The sequence below is a fragment of the Microbacterium foliorum genome (genome assembly GCF_006385575.1).
Taxonomy (GTDB): domain Bacteria; phylum Actinomycetota; class Actinomycetes; order Actinomycetales; family Microbacteriaceae; genus Microbacterium; species Microbacterium foliorum_B.
Genome location: NZ_CP041040.1, coordinates 3342182 through 3362655 on the forward strand (window position 1 = coordinate 3342182; position 20474 = coordinate 3362655).

At 69.0% G+C, this 20474-nt stretch carries 18 protein-coding genes; 12 read left to right on the forward strand and 6 right to left on the reverse strand.

Translation table 11 applies throughout. From position 1 onward, the window contains the following. Window positions 1–8 precede the first annotated feature (8 nt). On the forward strand, window positions 9–824 hold the full coding sequence (locus FIV50_RS16160) for a Cof-type HAD-IIB family hydrolase (RefSeq protein ID WP_140038313.1): 816 nt from the start codon (window positions 9–11) through the stop codon (window positions 822–824). An 18-nt stretch (window positions 825–842) separates the two neighbouring features. Here FIV50_RS16160 and FIV50_RS16165 read toward each other — a convergent pair whose 3' ends face one another. After that, window positions 843–1469 carry a dihydrofolate reductase family protein gene (locus FIV50_RS16165; protein ID WP_140038314.1) on the reverse strand — a complete coding sequence of 209 codons (627 nt, stop codon included), beginning with the start codon at window positions 1467–1469 and terminating at the stop codon, window positions 843–845. Window positions 1470–1482: 13 nt separating this feature from the next. Beyond that, complete coding sequence (locus tag FIV50_RS16170; protein ID WP_140038315.1) at window positions 1483–1923, reverse strand: VOC family protein; 441 nt, start codon at window positions 1921–1923, stop codon at window positions 1483–1485. Window positions 1924–2061: 138 nt separating this feature from the next. On the opposite strand from FIV50_RS16170, the gene FIV50_RS16175 reads away from it, so the two are divergent. From FIV50_RS16175 to FIV50_RS16200, 6 genes are all read left to right on the forward strand, one after another. Continuing rightward, window positions 2062–3360 (forward strand): sensor histidine kinase, encoded by a 1299-nt coding sequence (locus tag FIV50_RS16175; protein ID WP_140038316.1) that lies wholly within the window; start codon window positions 2062–2064, stop codon window positions 3358–3360. Continuing rightward, window positions 3357–4079, forward strand: coding sequence for a response regulator (locus FIV50_RS16180; protein ID WP_140038317.1), 723 nt, complete (start codon window positions 3357–3359; stop codon window positions 4077–4079). Before FIV50_RS16175 ends, FIV50_RS16180 begins: the two co-directional genes overlap by 4 nt. 24 nt (window positions 4080–4103) lie before the next feature. Next, complete coding sequence (locus FIV50_RS16185; protein ID WP_140038318.1) at window positions 4104–5276, forward strand: benzoate/H(+) symporter BenE family transporter; 1173 nt, start codon at window positions 4104–4106, stop codon at window positions 5274–5276. A 63-nt stretch (window positions 5277–5339) separates the two neighbouring features. Beyond that, a complete protein-coding gene (locus FIV50_RS16190) occupies window positions 5340–6548 on the forward strand; it encodes a hypothetical protein (RefSeq protein ID WP_181164252.1) in 1209 nt (402 codons plus the stop codon). A gap of 170 nt (window positions 6549–6718) precedes the next feature. Beyond that, entirely contained in the window at window positions 6719–7615 is an 897-nt protein-coding gene (locus FIV50_RS16195) for an ABC transporter ATP-binding protein (protein ID WP_140038319.1), read from the forward strand. Next, window positions 7612–8709 (forward strand): ABC transporter permease, encoded by a 1098-nt coding sequence (locus tag FIV50_RS16200; protein ID WP_140038320.1) that lies wholly within the window; start codon window positions 7612–7614, stop codon window positions 8707–8709. The genes FIV50_RS16195 and FIV50_RS16200 overlap by 4 nt, the downstream gene beginning before the upstream one ends. Window positions 8710–8806: 97 nt before the next feature. Here the strand turns inward: FIV50_RS16200 and FIV50_RS16205 are convergent, their stop codons facing one another. Further along, window positions 8807–12304, reverse strand: coding sequence for a proline dehydrogenase family protein (locus tag FIV50_RS16205; protein WP_140038321.1), 3498 nt, complete (start codon window positions 12302–12304; stop codon window positions 8807–8809). A gap of 147 nt (window positions 12305–12451) precedes the next feature. Between FIV50_RS16205 and FIV50_RS16210 the strand changes: the two genes are divergently transcribed. Both FIV50_RS16210 and FIV50_RS16215 read left to right on the forward strand, forming a co-directional pair. Next, window positions 12452–13405, forward strand: a complete 954-nt coding sequence (locus FIV50_RS16210; protein ID WP_140038322.1) for a LysR substrate-binding domain-containing protein — start codon at window positions 12452–12454, stop codon at window positions 13403–13405. A gap of 132 nt (window positions 13406–13537) precedes the next feature. Beyond that, window positions 13538–14125 carry a nitroreductase family protein gene (locus FIV50_RS16215; protein ID WP_140038323.1) on the forward strand — a complete coding sequence of 196 codons (588 nt, stop codon included), beginning with the start codon at window positions 13538–13540 and terminating at the stop codon, window positions 14123–14125. 89 nt (window positions 14126–14214) lie between these two features. Here the strand turns inward: FIV50_RS16215 and FIV50_RS16220 are convergent, their stop codons facing one another. Both FIV50_RS16220 and coaBC read right to left on the reverse strand, forming a co-directional pair. Further along, window positions 14215–16437, reverse strand: coding sequence for an ATP-dependent Clp protease ATP-binding subunit (locus FIV50_RS16220; RefSeq protein ID WP_140038324.1), 2223 nt, complete (start codon window positions 16435–16437; stop codon window positions 14215–14217). A 78-nt stretch (window positions 16438–16515) separates the two neighbouring features. After that, window positions 16516–17730 (reverse strand): bifunctional phosphopantothenoylcysteine decarboxylase/phosphopantothenate--cysteine ligase CoaBC, encoded by a 1215-nt coding sequence (gene coaBC / locus FIV50_RS16225; RefSeq protein WP_140038325.1) that lies wholly within the window; start codon window positions 17728–17730, stop codon window positions 16516–16518. Window positions 17731–17799: 69 nt separating this feature from the next. On the opposite strand from coaBC, the gene FIV50_RS16230 reads away from it, so the two are divergent. Continuing rightward, window positions 17800–18501 carry an NRDE family protein gene (locus tag FIV50_RS16230; protein ID WP_140038326.1) on the forward strand — a complete coding sequence of 234 codons (702 nt, stop codon included), beginning with the start codon at window positions 17800–17802 and terminating at the stop codon, window positions 18499–18501. Window positions 18502–18617: 116 nt separating this feature from the next. Here the strand turns inward: FIV50_RS16230 and FIV50_RS16235 are convergent, their stop codons facing one another. Next, window positions 18618–19592 carry a GlxA family transcriptional regulator gene (locus tag FIV50_RS16235; protein WP_181164386.1) on the reverse strand — a complete coding sequence of 325 codons (975 nt, stop codon included), beginning with the start codon at window positions 19590–19592 and terminating at the stop codon, window positions 18618–18620. 90 nt (window positions 19593–19682) lie between these two features. On the opposite strand from FIV50_RS16235, the gene FIV50_RS17725 reads away from it, so the two are divergent. Further along, a complete protein-coding gene (locus FIV50_RS17725) occupies window positions 19683–19844 on the forward strand; it encodes a hypothetical protein (protein WP_181164254.1) in 162 nt (53 codons plus the stop codon). Window positions 19845–19897: 53 nt separating this feature from the next. Then, entirely contained in the window at window positions 19898–20461 is a 564-nt protein-coding gene (locus FIV50_RS17730; protein WP_181164255.1) for a hypothetical protein, read from the forward strand. The last annotated feature ends 13 nt before the right edge of the window (window positions 20462–20474 follow it).

Here is a 20474-nt window from a genome sequence, read left to right on the forward strand (position 1 = left end):
CCAGCGACGTGACCCTCCGCCTGATCGCGACCGATCTCGACGGGACCCTGCTCGACTCCTCGTCGTCGGTCACCAGGCGCACCCGCGCGGCGCTCGATGCGGCGCGGGCCCGCGGCATCCATGTCGTCCCGGTGACGGCCCGTCAACCGATCGGGCTGCGCGCGCTCGCGGGTGACGCGGGGTTCGACGGCTGGGCACTGTGCAGCAACGGCGCGTACGCGACGCACCTCGTCGACGGACGGATGCTGTTCGCCGAGGAGCTTCCGGCCGAGACGATCCGCACCCTGGCCGAGGCGCTGCGCGCCAGCATCCCCGGACTGCTGTTCGCGAGCGTCCGCGAGGGCGGCGAGACGTTCGTCGCCCAACACGGCTACGCCGAGATCGCGGCCCTCGCCGACCACAAGCGCGATCCGCGCACGATGGGCGGCGTCGAGCTCGACCACGTGCTCGCCGCCCCCAGTCTCAAGCTGGTGATCCGGCATCCCGAGCTCGCCCCGGCGGCCCTGTTCGACGCGCTGTGTGCGCTCGGGCTGACCGGCTTCGAAGCGACGCTCTCGGGTGCTCCGTTCCTCGAGGTCATGGCCGAGGGCGTCACCAAGGCCACGGGACTGGCTCGCCTCTGCGCGCACCTCGACATCGAACGCCGCGACGTCATCGCCTTCGGCGACGCCCTCAACGACGTCGAGATGCTGCGCTGGGCCGGCCACGGCGTCGCGATGGCCGGCGCCGCGGATGTCGTGCAGGATGCCGCCGACGAGACGACCACCTCGAACGACGACGACGGGGTGGCGAGGGTGATCGAGCGGATGCTCGGGATCGGCTGACGGTCTCCTGCCGCCGCTTCACCCCTCGAAGGTCCCGACCTCCGGCACCCGATCCGTGCGTCCGTAGCGCAGCAGCATCACACCGCTCTCGTCGACGACCGGCGGCTCGAGCAGCCGCAGCACCGACGGCTTCGCCCCGTCGTCGAAGACCTTCTTGCCCGTGCCGAGCAGGATCGGATACACCCACAGGTTGAGCTCGTCGAACAGCCCCGCGGCGAGCAGCGAGTGCACGAAGTCGATGCTGCCGATCACGTGCACCTTGTCGTGCTGTGCCCGCAGTTCGGCGATCTCGGCGGCAAGATCGTCGCCGATGCGGTGACTGTTCTGCCACGCGAGTGCGATGTCGGCGTTCCGCGAAGCGACATACTTCGGCACACGGTCGAAGAGCCTGCCGATCTCCCCGGACGGGCCGTCGGTGTGGTGCGGCCAGTACGACGCGAAGATGTCATACGTACGGCGGCCGAGCAGCAGCGCGTCGAGCCCCTGCATCCCCTTCGAGACGGTCTCCCCCATGCCCGAAGACGGGTACCCGGCCTGCCACCCGCTGAACTCGAACCCTCCGGCCGTGTCCTCGTCGATGCCGCCCGGCCCCTGTGCGACGCCGTCGAGGGTCATGAAGAGGTCGATCAGGATGCGTCCGGTCATGGAGTGCTCCCACTCAGGCAGGGTCGCCGTGCTCCGCGAGGTACGCGTCGGGGCCCTGCTCGGCGGCTGCGGGATCCATGTACATGAACTCGATCACGTTGCCGTCTGGGTCCTCGAGGTCGCGGGAGTACATGAAGCCGTAGTCCTGCGGGTCCTTCGGTTCGGTGCCGCCCGCGGCGAGTCCGGCGGCGAGCACGGCATCCACCTCGTCGCGCGAGTCACGGCTGATCGCGACGAGAACCTGGGCCGCATCCTTCGGGTCCACGACCGCCTTGTCGGTGAACGTCGAGAAGTACTCGCGGGTGAGCACCATGAAGAAGACGTCGTCGCTCCACACGACGCAGGCGGCGTTCTCATCGGTGAACATCGGATTGATCTCGCAGCCGAGGGCCGTGTAGAACGCCTTCGAGCGCTCGAGATCGCCCGTGGGCAGGTTGACGAAGATCTTGGTCACGCTGACTCCTCTGTCGATGCTGTCGCAAGCATGCTCGCGAAAGATCCTCGACCCGTCAAGGCTTCCCACACATCCGGCACAGCACGATCCCCCGCACGGGGGATGCCGCCGCATCCGCCGCGGCTCTACGGTGGGGGGATGCCCGCAGCGCCGTTCACCCGCATCCCCAGTGTCCGCGAGAAGCGCGGTGATCTCGTGCTCGCTGCGGTGATGTTCGTCGGGGCGGTCCTGAGCGCGGCGCTCTCGACGGTGGCCGAGATCTACGGCGACACCAGGGCAGAACCGTGGACCGCATTGGTCTATGCGGTGGCCGTCACAGCACCGCTCGCGGTGCGGCGGCGCTGGCCGGCCCAGGTCGCCATCGCCATCTCCGTGGCGTACTTCCTCGCGATCTCGTTCCAGGTGCCCGAGATCTACGTCGGCAACATCGCCATGTTCGTCTCGCTGTACACGGTGGGCGCGTGGATGAACAACCGCAGAGCAGCGATGATCGTGCGCGTCTCGATCATCGTCGGCATGTTCGTGTGGCTGATCATCACGATGTACCGCCAGGCGATCGAAGAGGCCGACAAGGCCGAGGTCGTGGCGGGACTTCTGTCGCCCTACCTCGCCTTCATGCTCATCCAGCTACTGCTGAACGTGCTGTACTTCGGGGGCGCCTACTACTTCGGCGAGCGCTCATGGCATGCCGCACAGGAGCGCGCGGTGCTCGAGCAGCGCACGGTGGAGCTCGAGCAGGAGCGCGAGGTGACGGCAGCACAGGCCGTGGCTCTCGACCGCGTGCGCATCGCCCGCGAGCTGCATGACGTGGTCGCCCACCATGTGTCGGTGATGGGTGTGCAGGCGGGTGCCGCACGGCTCGTGATCGATCAGGACCCCGAGAAGTCCAAGAGCATCCTGAGCGGGATCGAGGAGTCGGCGCGCGATGCGATCCACGAGCTGCGGCATCTGCTCGAGACCCTCCGCACCCCCGGCGGCGAGACGACGGATGCCGCGTCGACCGTGACGCTCGACGACATCCGCTCACTCGCCGAGGCGTCGACCGAGGCGGGGTTGCCCACGCACTACGTCGTGATCGGTGAACCGGTGCCCGTGCCCTCGCTCGTCGCTGTGAACCTGTACCGCATCGCCCAGGAGTCGCTCACGAACGCCCGGCGCCACGCAGGCGTCGGCGCCACGGCCGATGTGCGCGTGCGCTACGACGACGCCGGTGTCGAGGTCGAGATCGTCAACACCGGCCGCGCCGTGGCGGCGCTTCGCCCCGGGCTCGGCCAACTCGGCATGCGCGAGCGCGCAGCGGCATCCGGGGGCACGCTCGACATCGCTCCGCGTCCGGCCGGAGGGCTGCGGGTGCGGGCTCGCGTTCCGCTGACCGGCAAGGGCGTCGACCAGACCGAGCCAGCAGAGCCGCTGATCGAGACGGGCACCTCCTCATGAGCCATACCGACGCGCCGATCCGAGTCCTGCTCGTCGACGACCACGCGATGCTGCGCGCCGGATTCCGGACGATCCTCGACACGCAGCGCGACATCACGGTGGTCGGCGAGGCGGCGACCGGTGCCGAGGCGGTGGCGCAGGCATCGACTCTTCGCCCGGACGTCATCACGATGGACGTGCAGATGCCCGACATGGACGGCATCGAAGCCACGCGGCGGATCGTCGCAGACCCGCAGGTCGGGGCGGCCATCGCGATCGTGACGACGTTCGATCGCGACGACTACCTCTATCAGGCGCTGGATGCCGGAGCGAGCGGGTTCCTGCTCAAGAACGCCGGCGCGGAGGATCTCATCGCGGCGGTCCGCGCTCTCGCAGCGGGCGACGGGATGCTGGCGCCCGAGGTCACGCGCCGGGTGCTGGCTCGGTTCACCACAGCATCCGCCACAGCATCCAACCCGGCATCCGCGCCGACATCCGCGCCGGCGTCCGCCCCCGCGCCGTCGCAGGTCGCCGCGACTGTGCTCGCCGACCCGCTCACCGACCGAGAGGCCGAGGTGCTCGTGCTGCTGGCTGACGCCCGCAGCAACGCCGAGATCGCGAGCGCCCTGTTCATCGGCGAGGCCACCGTGAAGACGCACGTCTCACGCATCCTGCAGAAGCTCGGCGCGCGGGACCGCGTGCAGGCCGTCGTGCTCGCGCACCGCATGGGACTCACGTAGCCCTACCCCGATACCCTCGGATCCATGCCCGAAGCCGCACCCCTCTCGCGTCCGATCCTGGCCGGGGTGGTCACCGCACTGGTCGGATTCACGAGTTCGTTCGCCGTCGTGCTCACGGGCCTCGGTGCCGTGGGTGCCACGCCTGCGCAGGCGGCCAGCGGGCTGCTCGCCGTCAGCCTCACGATGGGGCTCGCCTGCATCGTGCTCGCCTGGCGGTATCGGATGCCGATCACCGTCGCCTGGTCGACCCCCGGCGCCGCGCTCCTCGCCGCGACCGGCGTGGTCGACGGCGGATGGTCAGCCGCCGTCGGCGCTTTCCTGGTCGCGGCCGCGCTGATCCTGCTCACGGCGCTCTGGCCGGCGCTCGGTGCGCTGATCGCCCGCATCCCCCCGTCGATCGCGCAGGCGATGCTCGCCGGAGTGCTTCTACCGCTGTGTCTCGCGCCGATCACCGGACTCGTGGCGAACCCGTGGGGCGTGGTTCCCGTCGTGCTGACGTGGCTGGTCTTCGCACGCCTCGCGCCGCGGTGGGCCGTGCCGCTCGCCTTCGTCGCGGCAGCGGTCGTGGTCGCGGTCTCGCTGCTGCAGGAGCGCTCCGCCGTCGACGCCGGCCTCCTCGTGCCCCGGATCGAGCTCACCGCCCCGACCTTCACGGTCGGAGCTCTCGTCGGTCTCGCGCTGCCCCTGTTCATCGTCACGATGGCCTCGCAGAACGTGCCGGGCATCGCCATCATGCGCAGCTTCGGCTACGAGGTGCCATGGCGCCCTGCGATGCTCGTGACGGGTGTCGGAACAGCGCTCGGCGCGACGGCCGGCGGTCATGCCATCAACCTCGCAGCGATCAGCGCAGCCCTCGCCGCCTCACCCGACGCCGACCCCGATCCGAAGCGGCGCTGGGTCGCCGGCGTCTCGACCGGCGTCTCGTACCTGGTGCTCGGCGGCTTCTCGGCTGCATTCGCCACGCTGGTGCTGCTGGCTCCCGAGGCGGTGATCCCGGCGGTGGCAGGGCTCGCGCTGTTCGCCGCCTTCGGGTCTTCCGTGCAGCAGGCGATCGACGACCCCGGCGAGCGCATCCCCGCGGTCGTGACCTTCCTGGTCGCGGCATCCGGCATCGCGGTGCTGGGAGTCAGCGCCGCCTTCTGGGCTCTCGTCGCGGGCCTCGTCGTGCGCGCGGTGCTGCATGTCGGGCGCCGCTGACAACGGCACCCTGACACCGGGCGCCGCTGACCCGCACCGAGCGCGCTCGGCTACCGTGGACGCGTGACAGTTCCCACGCCTGCTCCTGCGCCGTCGGCCGGCGCGCCAGCCGGATTCTTCGACGCACGCGCACTGCTCGACCCGGTGAACCCCGCCGAGGTCGACGCTTTCGCTCGAGCGCAGCGCGCGGCGAACCCCACCCCGGCCGGCCGGATCATCGCCTGGGTGGTCGCCGGGTTCGCGCTGCTGTGCGTCGTGCCGGTGATCGGGATCATGATCCTGGGTCTGGGCTATGCGATAGGTCGCGAGACGGGGGTCGCCGTCGCCGCGCTCATCGGACTGATGCTGCTCGCCGGCCTCGTCATCGGCATCGTGATGCTCGTGCGCCGCAGCATCCGCCTGCGCAATCTCACCCGGTTCCGCCTCGCGCGCTTCGCCAGGGCGAATGCGATGAACTACATCGAGAGGATCGACGACCCGCCGCTGCCCGGCATGATCTTCTCGTCGGGGTCGAGCCGTATGTCGACCGACGTGCTGCGCGGCGCCGAACCGCGCTTCGTCGAGTTCGGCAACTACCAGTACACGACCAGCAACGGCAAGCAGTCGACGACCCATCGCTGGGGATACGTCGCCGTCAAGCTCGACGTGCCGCTGCCGAACATCGTGCTCGACGCGCTCGGCAACAACACCCTCGGCAGCACGCTCGCAGCCGCGTTCAGAAGCGACCAGCGGCTCTCGCTCGAGGGCGACTTCGACAGGTACTTCTCGTTGTACTGCCCGACCGGATACGAGGTCGACGCCCTCTACCTGTTCACCCCCGACGTCATGGCGCGGTTCATCGACCACGCGGCGCAGCTCGACGTCGAGATCGTCGACGATTGGCTCTTCCTCTATGCCCGCCGCAACCTGTCGACGCTCGACCCCGCGACCTGGGCATGGCTTTTCGGCGCGGTCGGGGCGCTGCTGACCAAGCTCGATCAGTGGGCGCGGTGGCGCGACGACAGGCTGCGGCTCGCAGCGCAGCATCCGCCCCTCCCGGCCTACGGCGGCCCGGCTCCGGCTCCGGTGCCGGCCCCGGCCGGAGCAGCCGCACTGCCGTTCGCAGCTCCGACGGGGATGCTGACCCCTCCGCCCATCGGTGTCGCCCCGCCCGGTCAGCGCCTCAAGCGCCGCAGCCCTTGGCTGATCGTCGGGATCATCCTCGGAGTCACGTTCGTCGTGACCATGGCTCCGTTCGCGCTCGGGATCTTCTCGGTGCTGTTCCTGCGCTGATCGCCTCGCTCTCCCCCGCTCTCCCCCGTTCTCCCCCGCACGGCTGACGACCGGCCGCTCGGCGCGCCTGCAGATCCCCCTACAGATCCGCCACAGGGGGGATGCCGAGGCCGAGCGCCGCGCCATAGCGTGAGGGCATGCGATGCACTGAGCGAACGGAGTAAGTCGAAGTGACCACAGGAAAGCTCGTACTCACCGGCATCACCAAGAGCTACGGCTCTCGGCGCGTGCTCGACGACGTCTCGTTCGAGGTGTCCCCCGGGCGCCTCACCGGGTTCGTCGGCGGCAACGGCGCCGGCAAGACCACGACGATGCGCATCGTCCTCGGGCTGCTCGGGTCCGACGGCGGACGCGTCGAGCTCGACGGCGTCGCCCTGACCAGCGCAGACCGCCGTCTCTTCGGTTACATGCCCGAGGAGCGTGGCCTGTATCCGAAGATGAAGGTGCTCGAGCAGATCGTGTACCTCGCCCGGCTGCACGGGATGAGCAAGACGGATGCCGCGGCACGCGCGACCGCCCTGCTCACCGAGCTCGGACTCGAGGAGCGCCTGAACGACACGATCGAGTCGCTGTCGCTCGGCAACCAGCAGCGCGCGCAGATCGCGGCAGCCCTCGTGCACGACCCCGAGGTGCTGATCCTCGACGAGCCGTTCTCGGGTCTCGACCCGCTCGCGGTCGATGTGGTCGCGTCCGTGCTGCAGGGATCAGCCGCCAAGGGTGCGTCGATCCTGTTCTCATCGCACCAGCTCGACGTGGTCGAGCGGCTCTGCGACGACCTCGTGATCCTCGCCGGCGGCACGATCCGCGCATCCGGCTCGCGTGACGGGCTGCGCACACAGCACGCCGGCAATCGGTACGAGCTGGTCTCCGCAGGGGATGCCGGATGGCTGCGCGCCGAGCCCGGTGTCACCGTGGTCGACTTCGAGGGGGGCTACGCCCTGTTCGACGCCGAAGACGCCGACACCGCCCAGCGCGTGCTGCGCACCGCCGTCGAACGCGGTGATGTCGCCAGCTTCGCGCCCAAGCATCCGTCCCTCGCCCAGATCTTCAAGGAGGTCATCCAGTGAGCACCTCGAACCCCACCGGCTCGCCGTCGCAGGCATCGCTGATCTGGCTCGTCGCCGAGCGCGAAATCGGATCGAAGCTCCGCAGCAAGGCCTTTCTGATCTCCACCGGCATCCTGCTGATCCTCGCCCTCGCCGCCATCGTGATCGGAGGCTTCGCGAGCAAGAACACCGATGCGATGCCCGTGGCCGTGACCTCGGAGACGGCATCCGCAGTGTCTGCCCTGCCCGGTATCGAGATCACCGAGGTGGCAGACCAGGCCGCAGCCGAAGAGCTCGTACGCTCGGAGAAGGTCGACGCCGCGGTCGTCCCCGGCGAGGGCCCGACCGGGGTCACGATCGTCGCTCTCAAGGACGCGCCGACCAGTCTCGTGTCTGCGCTCTCACAGGCGCCGGACGTCGAGATCCTCGAACCGGCGACGACGAACCCGCTGCTGCGGTACTTCATCGCGATCGCGTTCGGCGCCGTCTTCATGGGCGCTGCGGCGACCTTCGGCGGCACGATCGCGCAGAGCGTCGTCGAAGAGAAGCAGACCCGCGTCGTCGAGATCCTGCTGTCGACCATCTCGGCACGCACCCTGCTCGCCGGCAAGGTGATCGGCAACACGATCCTCGCGATGGGGCAGATCCTGGCGCTGGCGGCGGTCGCGACGATAGGGCTCATAGCGACCGGTCAACGCGAGGTGCTGTCGACTCTCGGCGCCCCCATCATCTGGTTCGCCGTGTTCTTCCTGTTCGGGTTCATCCTGCTCGCGGCGCTGTTCGCCGCCGCCGCATCGATGGTCTCGCGCCAGGAGGACATCGGCTCGACCACGACCCCGATCACGATGCTGATCATGGCGCCGTACATCCTGGTCATCTTCTTCAACGACAACCCGCTGGTGCTGACGATCATGTCCTACGTGCCGTTCTCGGCTCCGGTCGGCATGCCGATGCGACTGTTCGTGGGCGAGGCGCAGTGGTGGGAGCCGCTGCTCAGCCTCGTGATCCTGCTCGCCAGCTGCGTCGCGGCGATCATGATCGGCGCGAAGATCTACGAGAACTCGCTGCTGCGCATGGGCAGCCGGGTCAAGCTGGGCGAGGCACTGCGGGGCTGATCACAGCCCCGCCCCCTGACGTCCTCTCCATCGACGAGGCCCCACCCCGCAGACGTCTGCGGGGTGGGGCCTCGTCGTTCAACAGGATCAGACGGAGTCAGATCAGGCCCTCCGACAGGGTGGTGGGGTTTCCGAATCGGTGGTTGGTGATCGACACGGCCTGCTCGTGCAGGAACGGCAGCATCTCGACGCGTCCGGCACCCGTGACGGCGTGCGACCAGACGGCGACATCCGGAGTCCCGCCGAGCGCCTCGAACAGCGCAGACGCGTCGCCGCCGACGAGGCGCACGCGCTGCCAGCTGTGCTCGGCCTTCGCCGCTGCCTTCGCGTAGCGCTTGACCCAGGCGGCGTCGTTCTCGAGCTTCGGAGTCACGCCCTGGGCGCGCAGCGCCTTCTCGACCCGCGAGGGCAGAGCGGATGCCGACACCGTGAACGGGCTGCCGCTGCGCAGGGCCGCGGCGATCACGCGGATGCCCTCGGCGAGCGGTGCGTCCTCGGCGATGCGCACGTCGACCGCGACCGGGCGGTAGCGGAACACGTTGCGCTCGACGCCGAGGCCCGACTTGTCGCTCACGGCGCCGAATTCGTCGACCCAGGCACGCTCGTCGGAGGCCGCGGCGCGGTGCAGCCACTCGATCTCGACGGCGCCGAGGTCGGAGCCGGCCGCACCGAGCACCGCCTCGACCGAGGGGTTCACCGCAGCCCCGGGCGCCGCGGCGGGGAGCTCGGCAGGAGTCCACTCACCGAGACCGAACAGGTAGTTCGGGCCACCGGCCTTGGCGCCGGCGCCGACTGCCGACCGCTTCCAGCCGCCGAACGGCTGGCGCTGCACGATCGCGCCGGTGATTCCGCGGTTGACGTAGAGGTTGCCGGCCTCGACGCGGTCGAGCCAGGTGGCGACCTCGTCGGAGTCGAGCGAGTGGATGCCGGCGGTGAGGCCGTAGTCCACGGCGTTCTGCAGGCGGATCGCCTCGTCGAGGTCCTTGGCGTGCATGATGCCGAGCACCGGTCCGAAGAACTCGGTCATGTGGGTCGTCGACCCGGGGGCGACGCCGATCTTGACACCCGGCGTCCACTGCGTGCCCTCGTCATCGAGCTTCTTCGGCTCGACGAGCCAGCGCTCGCCCTTCTCGAGGGTCGTGAGTGCGGTGAGCAGCTTGCCGTTCGCCGGCTCGATGATCGGTCCCATCTGCGTCGCCGGGTCTTCGGGCAGACCGACGCGCATCGAGGTGACGGCGTCGACGAGCTGACGCTCGAACCGCTGCGAGTCGGCGACCGAGCCGACGAGGATCGCGAGCGATGCCGCCGAGCACTTCTGCCCCGCGTGCCCGAAGGCGCTGCGGGCGACATCGGCGGCAGCGAGGTCGAGGTCGGCCGACGGCGTGACGATGATCGCGTTCTTGCCGCTCGTCTCGGCGAGCAGCGGCAGGTCGGAGCGGAACGAGCGGAACAGTTGCGCCGTCTCATATGCACCGGTGAGGATCACGCGGTCGACCTCGGGGCTGGCGACGAGGCGGGTGCCGAGATCGCGGTTCGCGAGGTCGACCAGTGCGAGCAGGTCGCGCGGAACGCCCGCAGCCCACAGCGCCTCGACCATGACCGCACCGCAGCGCTGCGTCAGCTTGGCCGGCTTGATGATCACGCCCGAGCCCGAAGCGAGGCCCGCAAGCACGCCACCGGCCGGGATGGCGACCGGGAAGTTCCACGGCGGGGTGACGACGGTCACCTTCGACGGCACGAACTCGGCGCCCGAGATGTTCTCGAGGTCGAGGGCGCGCTCGGCGTAGTAGTGCGCGAAGTCGATCGCCTCCGAGACCTCGGGGTCGGCCTCGGCGATGGTCTTGCCCGCCTCGTGCGCCATGATCTCGATCAGCTGTCCGCGTCGGGCCGCGAGCTCGTCGCCCGCGCGGTGCAGCACGGCGGCGCGCTCAGCGGCCGGAAGCGCTGCCCATCGGGCGGCGGCGGCGGATGCGGCGGCGAAGATCCCGTCGAGCTCGTCGGTCGTCTCGACCTTGGCCAGAGCGATCGAGTCGAGGCCCAGCGTCGAATCGACCGATCGCTGCAGGATCTCACGACCCCAGGTGCGGTTCACGGCGATCGCCGGGTCGCTGTCGGGCTGGTTCTCGAAGCCGGTGGTGACGGCCGCGACCGCACCGACGGCTGCCTCTGCTGCGCGGTCCTGCACGCGGTTCGACGAGGGCACCGAGCGGTCGGCCTCGAGGCCGGCGAGCGAACGCTCGAAGCGCTCGCGCTCACGGCTGAGCAGCGCGGGGTCAGAGGCCAGCTCGAACACGGCCGACATGAAGTTCTCGGGGCTCGCGTTCTCTTCGAGGCGACGCACGAGGTAGGCGATGGCCACGTCGAACTCGGCCGGGTTCACCACGGGCGTGTAGAGCAGCAGCTGGCCGACGTCCTTGCGGACGGCCTCCGCCTGGCCCGTCGCCATGCCGAGGAGCATCTCGTATTCGACGGCCTCCGTCACTCCGCGCGCCTGCGCGAGCAGCCACGTGTAGGCGATGTCGAAGAGGTTGTGTCCGGCGACGCCGATGCGCACGGCATCCAGTCGCTCCGGCGTCATCGACCAGTCGAGCACGCGCTTGTAGTTCGTGTCGGAGTCCTGCTTGGTGCCGTAGGTGGCCAGCGGCCAGCCGTGCACCTTCGAGTCGACCTCTTCCATCGCCAGGTTCGCACCCTTGACGACGCGGACCTTGATCGGCGCTCCGCCCTTCGCACGACGAGCGGCGGCCCACTCCTGCAGCTGCTGCATCGCGCCGAGCGCGTCGGGCAGATAGGCCTGCAGCACGATGCCGGCCTCGAGGTTCTCGAGCCCTGGCTGGTCGAGGATGCTGGTGAACGCCGCGATCGTCAGGTCGAGGTCGCGGAACTCCTCCATGTCGAGGTTGATGAACTTGGTCCTGCCTGCGGCCTCCGACGTTGCGGCGAGCTCGTAGAGCGGGGTGAGCTTGTCGACCACGTCGGCGACGGCCTCGTCGAACGACCACATCGACAGCTGGCTGACGACGCTCGAGACCTTGATCGACACGTAGTCGACGTCCTTGCGGGCGAGGAAGTCGTAGGTGCCCTGCAGGCGGCGTCCGGCCTCGCGCTCACCGAGCACGGCCTCGCCGAGCAGGTTGAGGTTGAGGCGGTTTCCGGTCTTGCGCAGCTTCGCGATCGCGGGGCCGAGCTTCGACGGGGTCGCGTCGAGCACGAGGTGTCCGACCATGGCACGCAGCACACGGCGCGAGATCGGCACCACGACGCCGGGGAGCTTCGGCGCCCAGAACCCGCCGGTCTTGATCGCGGCCCGCAGGTATCCGGGCAGCAGCGAGGGGGTGATCGCCGAGAGGTCGGCGAGCGCACGGCCGGCGACGCTGAGGTCTTCCGGACGCATCACGCCGTCGACGAAGCCGACCGTGAACGCGAGCCCGTTCGGGTCCTTGAGGACCTCCGACAGGCGCTGGGCGGCGGGCTCGACCGGGTGGGTCTCGCTCTCGGCGAGCCAGCGCTGCACGAGGGCTGCGACCTCTTCGGTGCGGGGTGCGGCGCCTCGGGGTGTGGCGTCGGGGGTGGTGGTGTCGGCGGCGACAGTCATCGGGGAACCTTCCAGGGGGATCGCACACCCGGGTACGTGTGCGGCTCGATCATTGTCAGGCGCGCGAGTAGGCTACGTCTATCAACCGATTCGTGAGCATTCTGTTCAGCCAGAGTGAACGATGACTCCGGTTCAGAAAGGCCACGAATGCTCGACGTCAACCGACTCCGGATGCTGGTCGAACTGTCACGTCGAGGAACCCTCTCAGCCGTGGCCGATGCCCTCTCGTACAGCAAGGCCTCGGTGTCTCAGCAGCTCAGCGCGCTCGAGAGGGACGTCGGCGTCCCACTGCTCCGCCGCGTCGGGCGCGGGGTGCAGTTCACCCCGCAGGGCAACGTGCTCGTGGCGGAGGCCATCGGCATCCTCGATCAGCTCGAGCACGCCGAGGTCGCTGTCGCCGAATCGCTGACCGAGGTGACCGGAACGGTGCACATCGCCGTCTTCCAGTCGACGGCACACTCCCTGCTTCCGGGCGCGCTCAACACGCTGCGCGAACAGCATCCGGCCCTCCGCGTCGAGGTCACCGAGAGCGACCCCGAGACCGGGCTCGTGGGCGTCTCGAGCCGCGACTTCGACCTGATCCTCGCCGAGCAGTATCCCGGGCGCACCCGCCCGATCCATGCCGACCTCGACCGCGTGGTGCTCGTGCACGACTCGATCGCGCTGGCCAGACGCCCCGGAACACCCGAGACCGCGGATGCCACAGCTGCCGTTGCCACAGCTGCGGATGTCACGGCTGCGCATGCCACAGCGGCACTGTGGTCGACCAGGGATGAGCCGTGGGTGCTCGAGCCGGCGGGTACAGCGTCACGGGCATGGGCCGAGCAGCTGTGTCGCACCGCCGGCTTCGAACCCGATGTGCGCTTCGAGGTCGCCGACCTCACGGCGCACGTGCGTCTGATCCGGGCAGGACTCGCGGTCGGCCTGCTGCCCGAGCTCGTGTGGGCAGGCGAGACCCCTACCGTGGCGCTCACGCCTCTGCCGGATGAGCCGCGTCGGGAGATCTTCTCGTCGGCTCGCCGAGTGTCGGCCGCAGCCCCGTCGATCCGCGCGGTGCGCCGCGCGCTGGCATCCGCCGCCTCCCGCAACCTGCTGGATTGAGCCGTCTGCCCCGTCGCCGGCGTTGTGCCGGCGTCACGAAACGTCATCGGGAATATGCATTCACATGCATCTGTTGAGATCCTCGTACCCGGACGAAGGAGTCCGATCGACTCCTTTCTGAAAGGCACTTCCGTGAGCACTCCTGTGATCGACCGCACCGCCCCCACCGAGCACCCCGTGCTCGACGTCCTCGCCGGACGCTGGAGCCCCCGCGCCTACGACGCGGAGAACGCGATCGACGACGCCAAGCTGAACGCCGCCCTCGAGGCCGCGCGCTGGTCGCCGTCGGCCTACAACCTGCAGCCGTGGCGGTTCATCGTCGCTCGGCGCGGCACCGCGCTGTTCGACCAGGTCGTCGACTCCCTGGTCGAGTTCAACCAGCTCTGGGCCTCCAAGGCCTCGGCTCTCGTCGTCGCGATCGCCGAGACCGAGTCCGAAGACGGCAAGGCCATCAGCCACGCGGTCTACGACCTCGGCCAGGCCGTGGCGCACTTCTCGGTGCAGGCCCACCACGAGGGTCTTCTCGTTCACCAGATGAGCGGCTTCGACCCCGAGGCCGTCCGCGAGTTCGCCGACCTGTCGCCGCGGTTCTCCGCCATCACCGTGATCGCCGTCGGCGAGCTCGGCGACGCCGCAGGTCTTCCCGAGGGGCTCCAGCAGGGCGAGACCGCCCCGCGCGTCCGCCGCCCGATCGGCGAGACGGTCATCCTCAGCGCCTGACGCTGCGCCTGACACAGCAGTCGCTCCCGTCAGGGAGCACACAAGAGGGGCGGATGCCACGGCATCCGCCCCTCTTGTCGTATCCGGCTCTAGTCGTCGAGCAGCTCGGCCTCGATCACCTCGTCGTCGTCACCGGACCCGAGGTCGGGTTCGGGCTCGGGCGACGTGGACGTGAGCACGAGCCCCGCGCCGTCGACCGCGACATCGACCCTCACCAGGTCGCCGTCATGCACACCGCCTGAGAGCAGCGCGGTGGCGAGCTTGTTCTGCACCTCGGTCTGGATGAGACGTCGCAGCGGGCGAGCGCCGAACATCGGATCGTAGCCGCGTTCGGCGAGCCACGACCGGGCATCGGGCGTGACCGCCAGGGTGAGCCGACGATCGCGCAGCCGGTCGTGCAGCTGATCGATCGACAGCTCGACGATCTGGGCAAGGTCGTCTTGACTGAGCGCCGAGAACATCACGATGTCGTCGAGACGGTTGAGGAACTCGGGCCGGAACGCCTGGTGCACGAGAGCCATCACCTGCTCGCGCTTCTCATCGGGCGACAGCGTCGGGTCGATGAGGATCGGCGAACCGAGGTTCGAGGTCAGGATCAGGATGACGTTCGTGAAGTCGACCGTTCGACCCTGGCCGTCGGTCAGACGACCGTCGTCGAGAACCTGCAGCAGCACGTCGAACACTTCGGGGTGCGCCTTCTCGACCTCGTCGAGCAGCACGACGCTGTACGGACGCCGCCGCACGGCCTCGGTCAGCTGACCGCCCTGCTCGTAGCCGACGTATCCGGGAGGGGCGCCGACGAGCCTGGAGACCGAGTGCTTCTCGCCGTACTCCGACATGTCGATGCGCACCATGGCGCGCTCGTCGTCGAAGAGGAAGTCGGCCAGGGCCTTCGCGAGCTCGGTCTTTCCGACACCGGTCGGGCCGAGGAACAGGAACGATCCGGTCGGACGACCGGGGTCGCTGATGCCCGCGCGCGAACGACGGACTGCGTCGGACACCGCCTTGACGGCATCCTTCTGCCCGATGAGGCGCTTGCCGAGCTCGGATTCGAGGTGCAGCAGACGCTCGCTCTCGCCCTGCAGCAGGCGCCCGACGGGGATGCCGGTCCACGCGGCGATCACGGCGGCGATGTCTTCATCCGTGACCTGCTCGTTGACCATGCGACCCTCGGTCGAGACCGTCGCCTCGGCCTGCTCGGCCTCGGCGATGTCGCGTTCGAGGCGTTTGATCGTCTCGTACTCGAGCTTCGATGCGCGGGTGTAGTCGGCCTCTCGCATCGCGAGGTCGCGCTGCGTGATCGCGTCGTCGAGCTGCTTCTTCAGTTCGCCGACCCGGTTCAGGCCCTGACGCTCGCGCGCCCAGCGGGCCTCGAGCTCGGCGAGCTGCGCCTCCATGCCGACGAGCTGCTCGCGGAGAGCCGCGAGTCGTTCTTTCGACGCGGCATCCTTCTCGCGCTTGAGAGCGAGCTCCTCGAGCTTCATGCGGTCGACCTGACGCTTGAGCTGGTCGATCTCGACGGGGGACGAGTCGATCTCCATCTTGAGACGCGACATCGACTCGTCGATCAGGTCGATCGCCTTGTCGGGCAGCTGCCGCGCGGGCAGGTAGCGGTTCGACAGAGCGGCGGCGGCGACCAGCGCGCTGTCGGCGATCGTCACCCCGTGGTGCGCCTCGTAGCGGCCCTTGAGTCCTCGCAGGATCGCGATCGTGTCTTCGACCGTGGGCTCGCCGACGTAGACCTGCTGGAAGCGACGTTCGAGCGCGGCATCCTTCTCGATGAACTCGCGGTACTCGTTGAGAGTCGTCGCGCCGATCAGACGCAGCTCACCCCTGGCGAGCATCGGCTTGAGCATGTTCGATGCGGCCACCGAGCCTTCGCCGCCTCCGGCGCCCATCAGCACGTGCAGCTCATCGATGAAGGTGATGATCTGCCCGTCGGATTCGGTGATCTCCTTGAGCACGCTCTTCAGTCGCTCCTCGAACTGCCCGCGGTACATGGCACCCGCGACGAGGGCCGAGATGTCGAGCGACACCAGCTCTTTGTCCTTGAGGGACTCGGCGACGTCGCCGGCGACGATGCGCTGTGCCAGACCTTCGACGACGGCGGTCTTGCCGACGCCGGGCTCGCCGATCAGCACGGGGTTGTTCTTCGTGCGACGGGTGAGCACCTGGCTGACGCGGCGAATCTCACTGTCGCGCCCGATCACCGGGTCGAGTTTTCCCTGGCGGGCGCGGTCGGTGAGGTTGATCCCGAACTGCTCGAGGGCGGACTGCTGGTCGTCGTTCTGCGTGCTCTGTGGGCTGGGCATGTGTTCCTCCTGAGGAGACTCCTTCTGATCACTGTCTTGTTGTCATGGTCCGCAAAGTTGAGTGGACTTGACTCAAGTTTAGCGCATTCTGCGCACGGCATCCAGGATCGCTCGTGCGACCTCACGCTTCGAGCCTGACGCGGATGCCACGACCGCGCCACCCCCTCCTACGATCTCGACCGCGTTGTCTCGCTTCTCGAACCCGTGCTCGGCGTTCGCGAGGTTGACGGCGAGCAGGTCGACGCCCTTGCGCTCGCGCTTGCGGTGAGCGCGTTCCCGGCGCTCCGCAGGATCCTCCGACGTCTCGGCGGCGAAGGCGACGATCGTCTGGCCCTCCGGGGCGCGGCCATCGGCGCGGGATGCGGCGAGCGCAGCGACCACGTCTTCGTTCTCGACCAGATCGACATGCGTCAGCACGCCCTGCTCCTTCGTGAGCTTGTGCTCAGACACCGTTGCGGGGCGGTAATCGGCGACGGCTGCGGCCATGATCACGATGTCGGCCGTCGGCGCTGCCTGCTTCATCACGTCCGCGAGCTCTGCCGCGGTTCCGACCGGGACGACCCGGATGGACGGATGCCGCGCATCGGCGAGCACATCGGTCGAGATGTTCGCGGCGACCACCGTCACATCCGCCCCGCGCGCGGCGGCATCCGCGGCGAGCGCGATGCCCTGCCGACCACTCGACCGGTTGCCGAGGAACCGCACCGGGTCGATGGGCTCACGCGTGCCGCCCGCCGAGACGACCACCCGAAGCCCCTCGAGATCACCCGGCGCGAGCAGGGCGAGAGCGGCCTCGAAGATCTGCTCCGGTTCTGACATACGGCCGGGTCCGCTGTCACCCCCGGCGAGCTCGCCGTCGGCCGGACCCACCAGGTGGACTCCGCGGGATCTCAGCGTCGCGATGTTCGCCTGTGTGGCGGCGTTGCGCCACATCTCGGCGTGCATGGCGGGCGCGAGCAGCACCGGCGCCTCGGTGGCGAGCAGCGTGGTGCCGAGCAGATCGTCGGCGATGCCCGCGGTGATCTTGGCGATCGAGTTGGCCGTCGCGGGGGCGACCACCACGAGGTCGGCGTTCTGCCCGAGCGCGACGTGGCGCACACGGGCGACGTCGTCGTGCACGCTGGTCGTGACCGGATGCCGGCTGAGCGCCTCCCAGGTCGGGTTGCCGACGAATCGCAGTGCGTCCTCGGTCGGGACGACGGTCACATCGTGTCCCGCCTTGGTCAGCAGACGCACCAGGTGCACTGTCTTGTATGCGGCGATGCCACCCGTAACCCCGACGACGATGTTCACGGTTCGATTCTGCCCCAGCATCCGCCGCCTCGGGCCCGAGACTGCTCGGCCGCTTCTAGACTGAAGCACGTGTGCACCGTGGTGATCGATGTGGCCGGACGCGAGATCGCGCGGTTGCTCGCGGTGCGAGACGAAGACCCGCAGCGCGAGTGGGATGCCCTCGGCGAGTGGTGGCCTGAGGCGCATCCCGGAGTCTCCGGCATCCGCGACCGGCGAGCGGGCGGCGCCTGGCTCGCGGTGAACCCCGCCGAGCGACGACTCGCGGTGCTGCTGAACCGCGCCGACGTCGTCGACCTCGCGGCAGACGTGGCGGTGTCGCGCGGTTCGCTCGCCCTGGAATCGGTCATGGGCCGCTCTCCGGTCGCCCCTCTGCCCATGCACGGGTTCAACCTGCTCGAGGTACGCCCCGAGGGTGCGCGCGTGCTGAGTTGGGACGGCGCGGACCTGCGCGAGACGTCGCTCACAGACGGCATCCACATGATCGCGCACGATGACCTCGACGACCTCGACACTCCGCGCATCGCTGCATGGCTGCCCGAGTTCCGCGCTCTGGGCGCGACCGGCGACAGCCTCGACTGGTCAGGCGAATGGACGACGCTGCTCGCCTCTTCCGCTCGGCTCGACCCCGAGGACGATCGGGCGATCATCCGCGACAACCGCCCGCACGGCTATCCGACCCAGTCGCTGCTGTACTGCACCGCCTCGGTCACCCCCGACGGGGTCGACGTCGACTATCGCGCACTCCCGAGCCCCGGGCACTGGGACCACTGAGCGCATGGCGCCTCGCCGGGCTTCTCGGCCGCGCCTCTCGCTGAGCGGCCGAGCCGCCGAGTCGCAGGGCGGCGGAGCCGAGTCGCAGGGCGGCTGAGCCGATCAGCGCTGAGCGGTCAGGCCGCCGACGACTCCGCGTCATCCGCACACGAGAAGCGCGCGCGGTAGGCCGTCGGAGTGGTGCCGAGCACCCGCGAGAAGTTCTGCCGCAGCACGGCCGCCGATCCGAAGCCGCACTCGTCGGCGATCTGCTCGAGCGACAGATCGCTGCGCTCGAGCATCCGCTGGGCGTGCAGCACACGCTGTCTCGCGAGCCAGGCCGCGGGAGTCGCGCCGTATTCGGCCTTGAATCGGCGCGCGAAGGTGCGGGGAGACATGAGAGCGCGGGCCGCGAGCTGATCGACGCCCAGGTCGTCGCGCAGGTGCTCGACCGCCCAATCGGCGACGGCAGCGAGCGAGTCGTTCTGGGCGACCGGAATGGGGCGATCGATGAACTGCGCCTGGCCACCGTCGCGCTGCGGCGGCACGACCATGCGACGGGCGATGCGATTGGTGAGTTCGGCACCGAGCTCGATGCGCAGCAGGTGCAGGCAGGCGTCGATGCCGGCTGCGGTGCCGGCGCTCGTGATGATCCGGTCGTCCTGCACGAAGAGCACGTCGGGGTCGATGTCGATCTCGGGGTACATCTCAGCCATCACCTCGGAGTACATCCAGTGCGTGGTCGCGCGGCGTCCGTCGAGCACGCCTGCGGCGCCGAGGATGAACGAGGCACTGCAGATCGTGAGCACCCAGGCGCCTCTCGCCACCGCGTCTCGGGCGACATCGAGGAGCAGCGGATCGATCTGGCCCCAGTACTCACGAGGCACGGGGGAGAACACGACGAGGTCGGCCTCGTATGCGAACGACAGGTCGTGCTCGACGTTGATCGAGAAGCCCAGTTTCGACGTCACGACGCCAGGGTGCGGCGCGATGACCCGGAAGTCGAAGTTCGGCACACCGTCGTTCGACCGGTCGAGGCCGAAGGCCTCGCACGCGAGACCGAACTCGAACGGCGCGAATCCGTCTTGGACGATGCAGGCGACCGTCTTCATCATGTCTCTCTCCCGGTTTGGCAGTTTTCCTACGAGCAGAGTCTATTCTGCCACTCGTGGCAGATCAAGAGTGATCGTAGCGTTTCTGCCATGATCATTATCATTGCACTCATCGCCCTCGCCGTGTGGGCCGTCGTCGCCACTGTCATCGAACTCCGCCGCGACGGACACCGACACGTTCCCACCGACTGGACACGCGTCGCCGAAAGAGACGCCCTCGACCGCGCGGAGGCCGGGCACGCCTACCGCTGACCCGGAGTGAGCAATCTCCCCATCCGACGACGCACGCGGCTACGCTCGTGACCATGAGCGAGCCTCAGCAGCCTCCCGCGCAACCATCCGGAACTCCCCCGCACTACCCGGGCTCGCACTATCCGACCCAGCCGCCTCAGCCGTCGCAGCCCTCACGGCCGTCTCAGCCGGCGCAGCCCTCACAGCCGTCGCAGCCGTCGCAGCCGTCACCGCCTTACAGTGGCCAGCCCTACGGCGGGCAGGCGTACGCGGGTCAGCCGTTTCCGGCGCAGCCGTACCCGGAGCAACAGCGTCCGGCCTCCTCGGGCGGCTCGGGACTCGGTCGTATCGCTTTCCTCCTCGCCGTGATCTCACTCGGGATCGGACTCCTCGTCACACTGTCGTATCCACTCATGTACCGGATGATGGGCGACCCCTCAGCCATCGGTGTGTTCGGAGCGGTCGGCAACGGGCTCGTGCTGATAATCGCCGTCGCGGGACTCGTCCTCGGCCTGATGTCGGTGCGGCGACCAGGGCCGCAGGTCCTCGCGGGCATCGCGATCGGCGTCACCGCGTCGCAGCTCGTCGGAATCGTCGTGTCGTGGGCATCGAATCTCTTCTACGCCCTTTCCTTCTGATCGTCCGGAGAAT

Coding starts and splice junctions, on each gene's coding strand:
- FIV50_RS16210 (WP_140038322.1), top strand. CDS start 12,452: ATGCTCGACGTCAACCGACTCCGGATGCTGGTCGAACTGTCACGTCGA.
- FIV50_RS16175 (WP_140038316.1), top strand. CDS start 2,062: ATGCCCGCAGCGCCGTTCACCCGCATCCCCAGTGTCCGCGAGAAGCGC.
- FIV50_RS16185 (WP_140038318.1), top strand. CDS start 4,104: ATGCCCGAAGCCGCACCCCTCTCGCGTCCGATCCTGGCCGGGGTGGTC.
- FIV50_RS17730 (WP_181164255.1), top strand. CDS start 19,898: ATGAGCGAGCCTCAGCAGCCTCCCGCGCAACCATCCGGAACTCCCCCG.
- FIV50_RS16220 (WP_140038324.1), bottom strand. CDS start 16,437: ATGCCCAGCCCACAGAGCACGCAGAACGACGACCAGCAGTCCGCCCTC.
- FIV50_RS16205 (WP_140038321.1), bottom strand. CDS start 12,304: ATGACTGTCGCCGCCGACACCACCACCCCCGACGCCACACCCCGAGGC.
- FIV50_RS16180 (WP_140038317.1), top strand. CDS start 3,357: ATGAGCCATACCGACGCGCCGATCCGAGTCCTGCTCGTCGACGACCAC.
- FIV50_RS16235 (WP_181164386.1), bottom strand. CDS start 19,592: ATGAAGACGGTCGCCTGCATCGTCCAAGACGGATTCGCGCCGTTCGAG.
- FIV50_RS17725 (WP_181164254.1), top strand. CDS start 19,683: ATGATCATTATCATTGCACTCATCGCCCTCGCCGTGTGGGCCGTCGTC.
- FIV50_RS16165 (WP_140038314.1), bottom strand. CDS start 1,469: ATGACCGGACGCATCCTGATCGACCTCTTCATGACCCTCGACGGCGTC.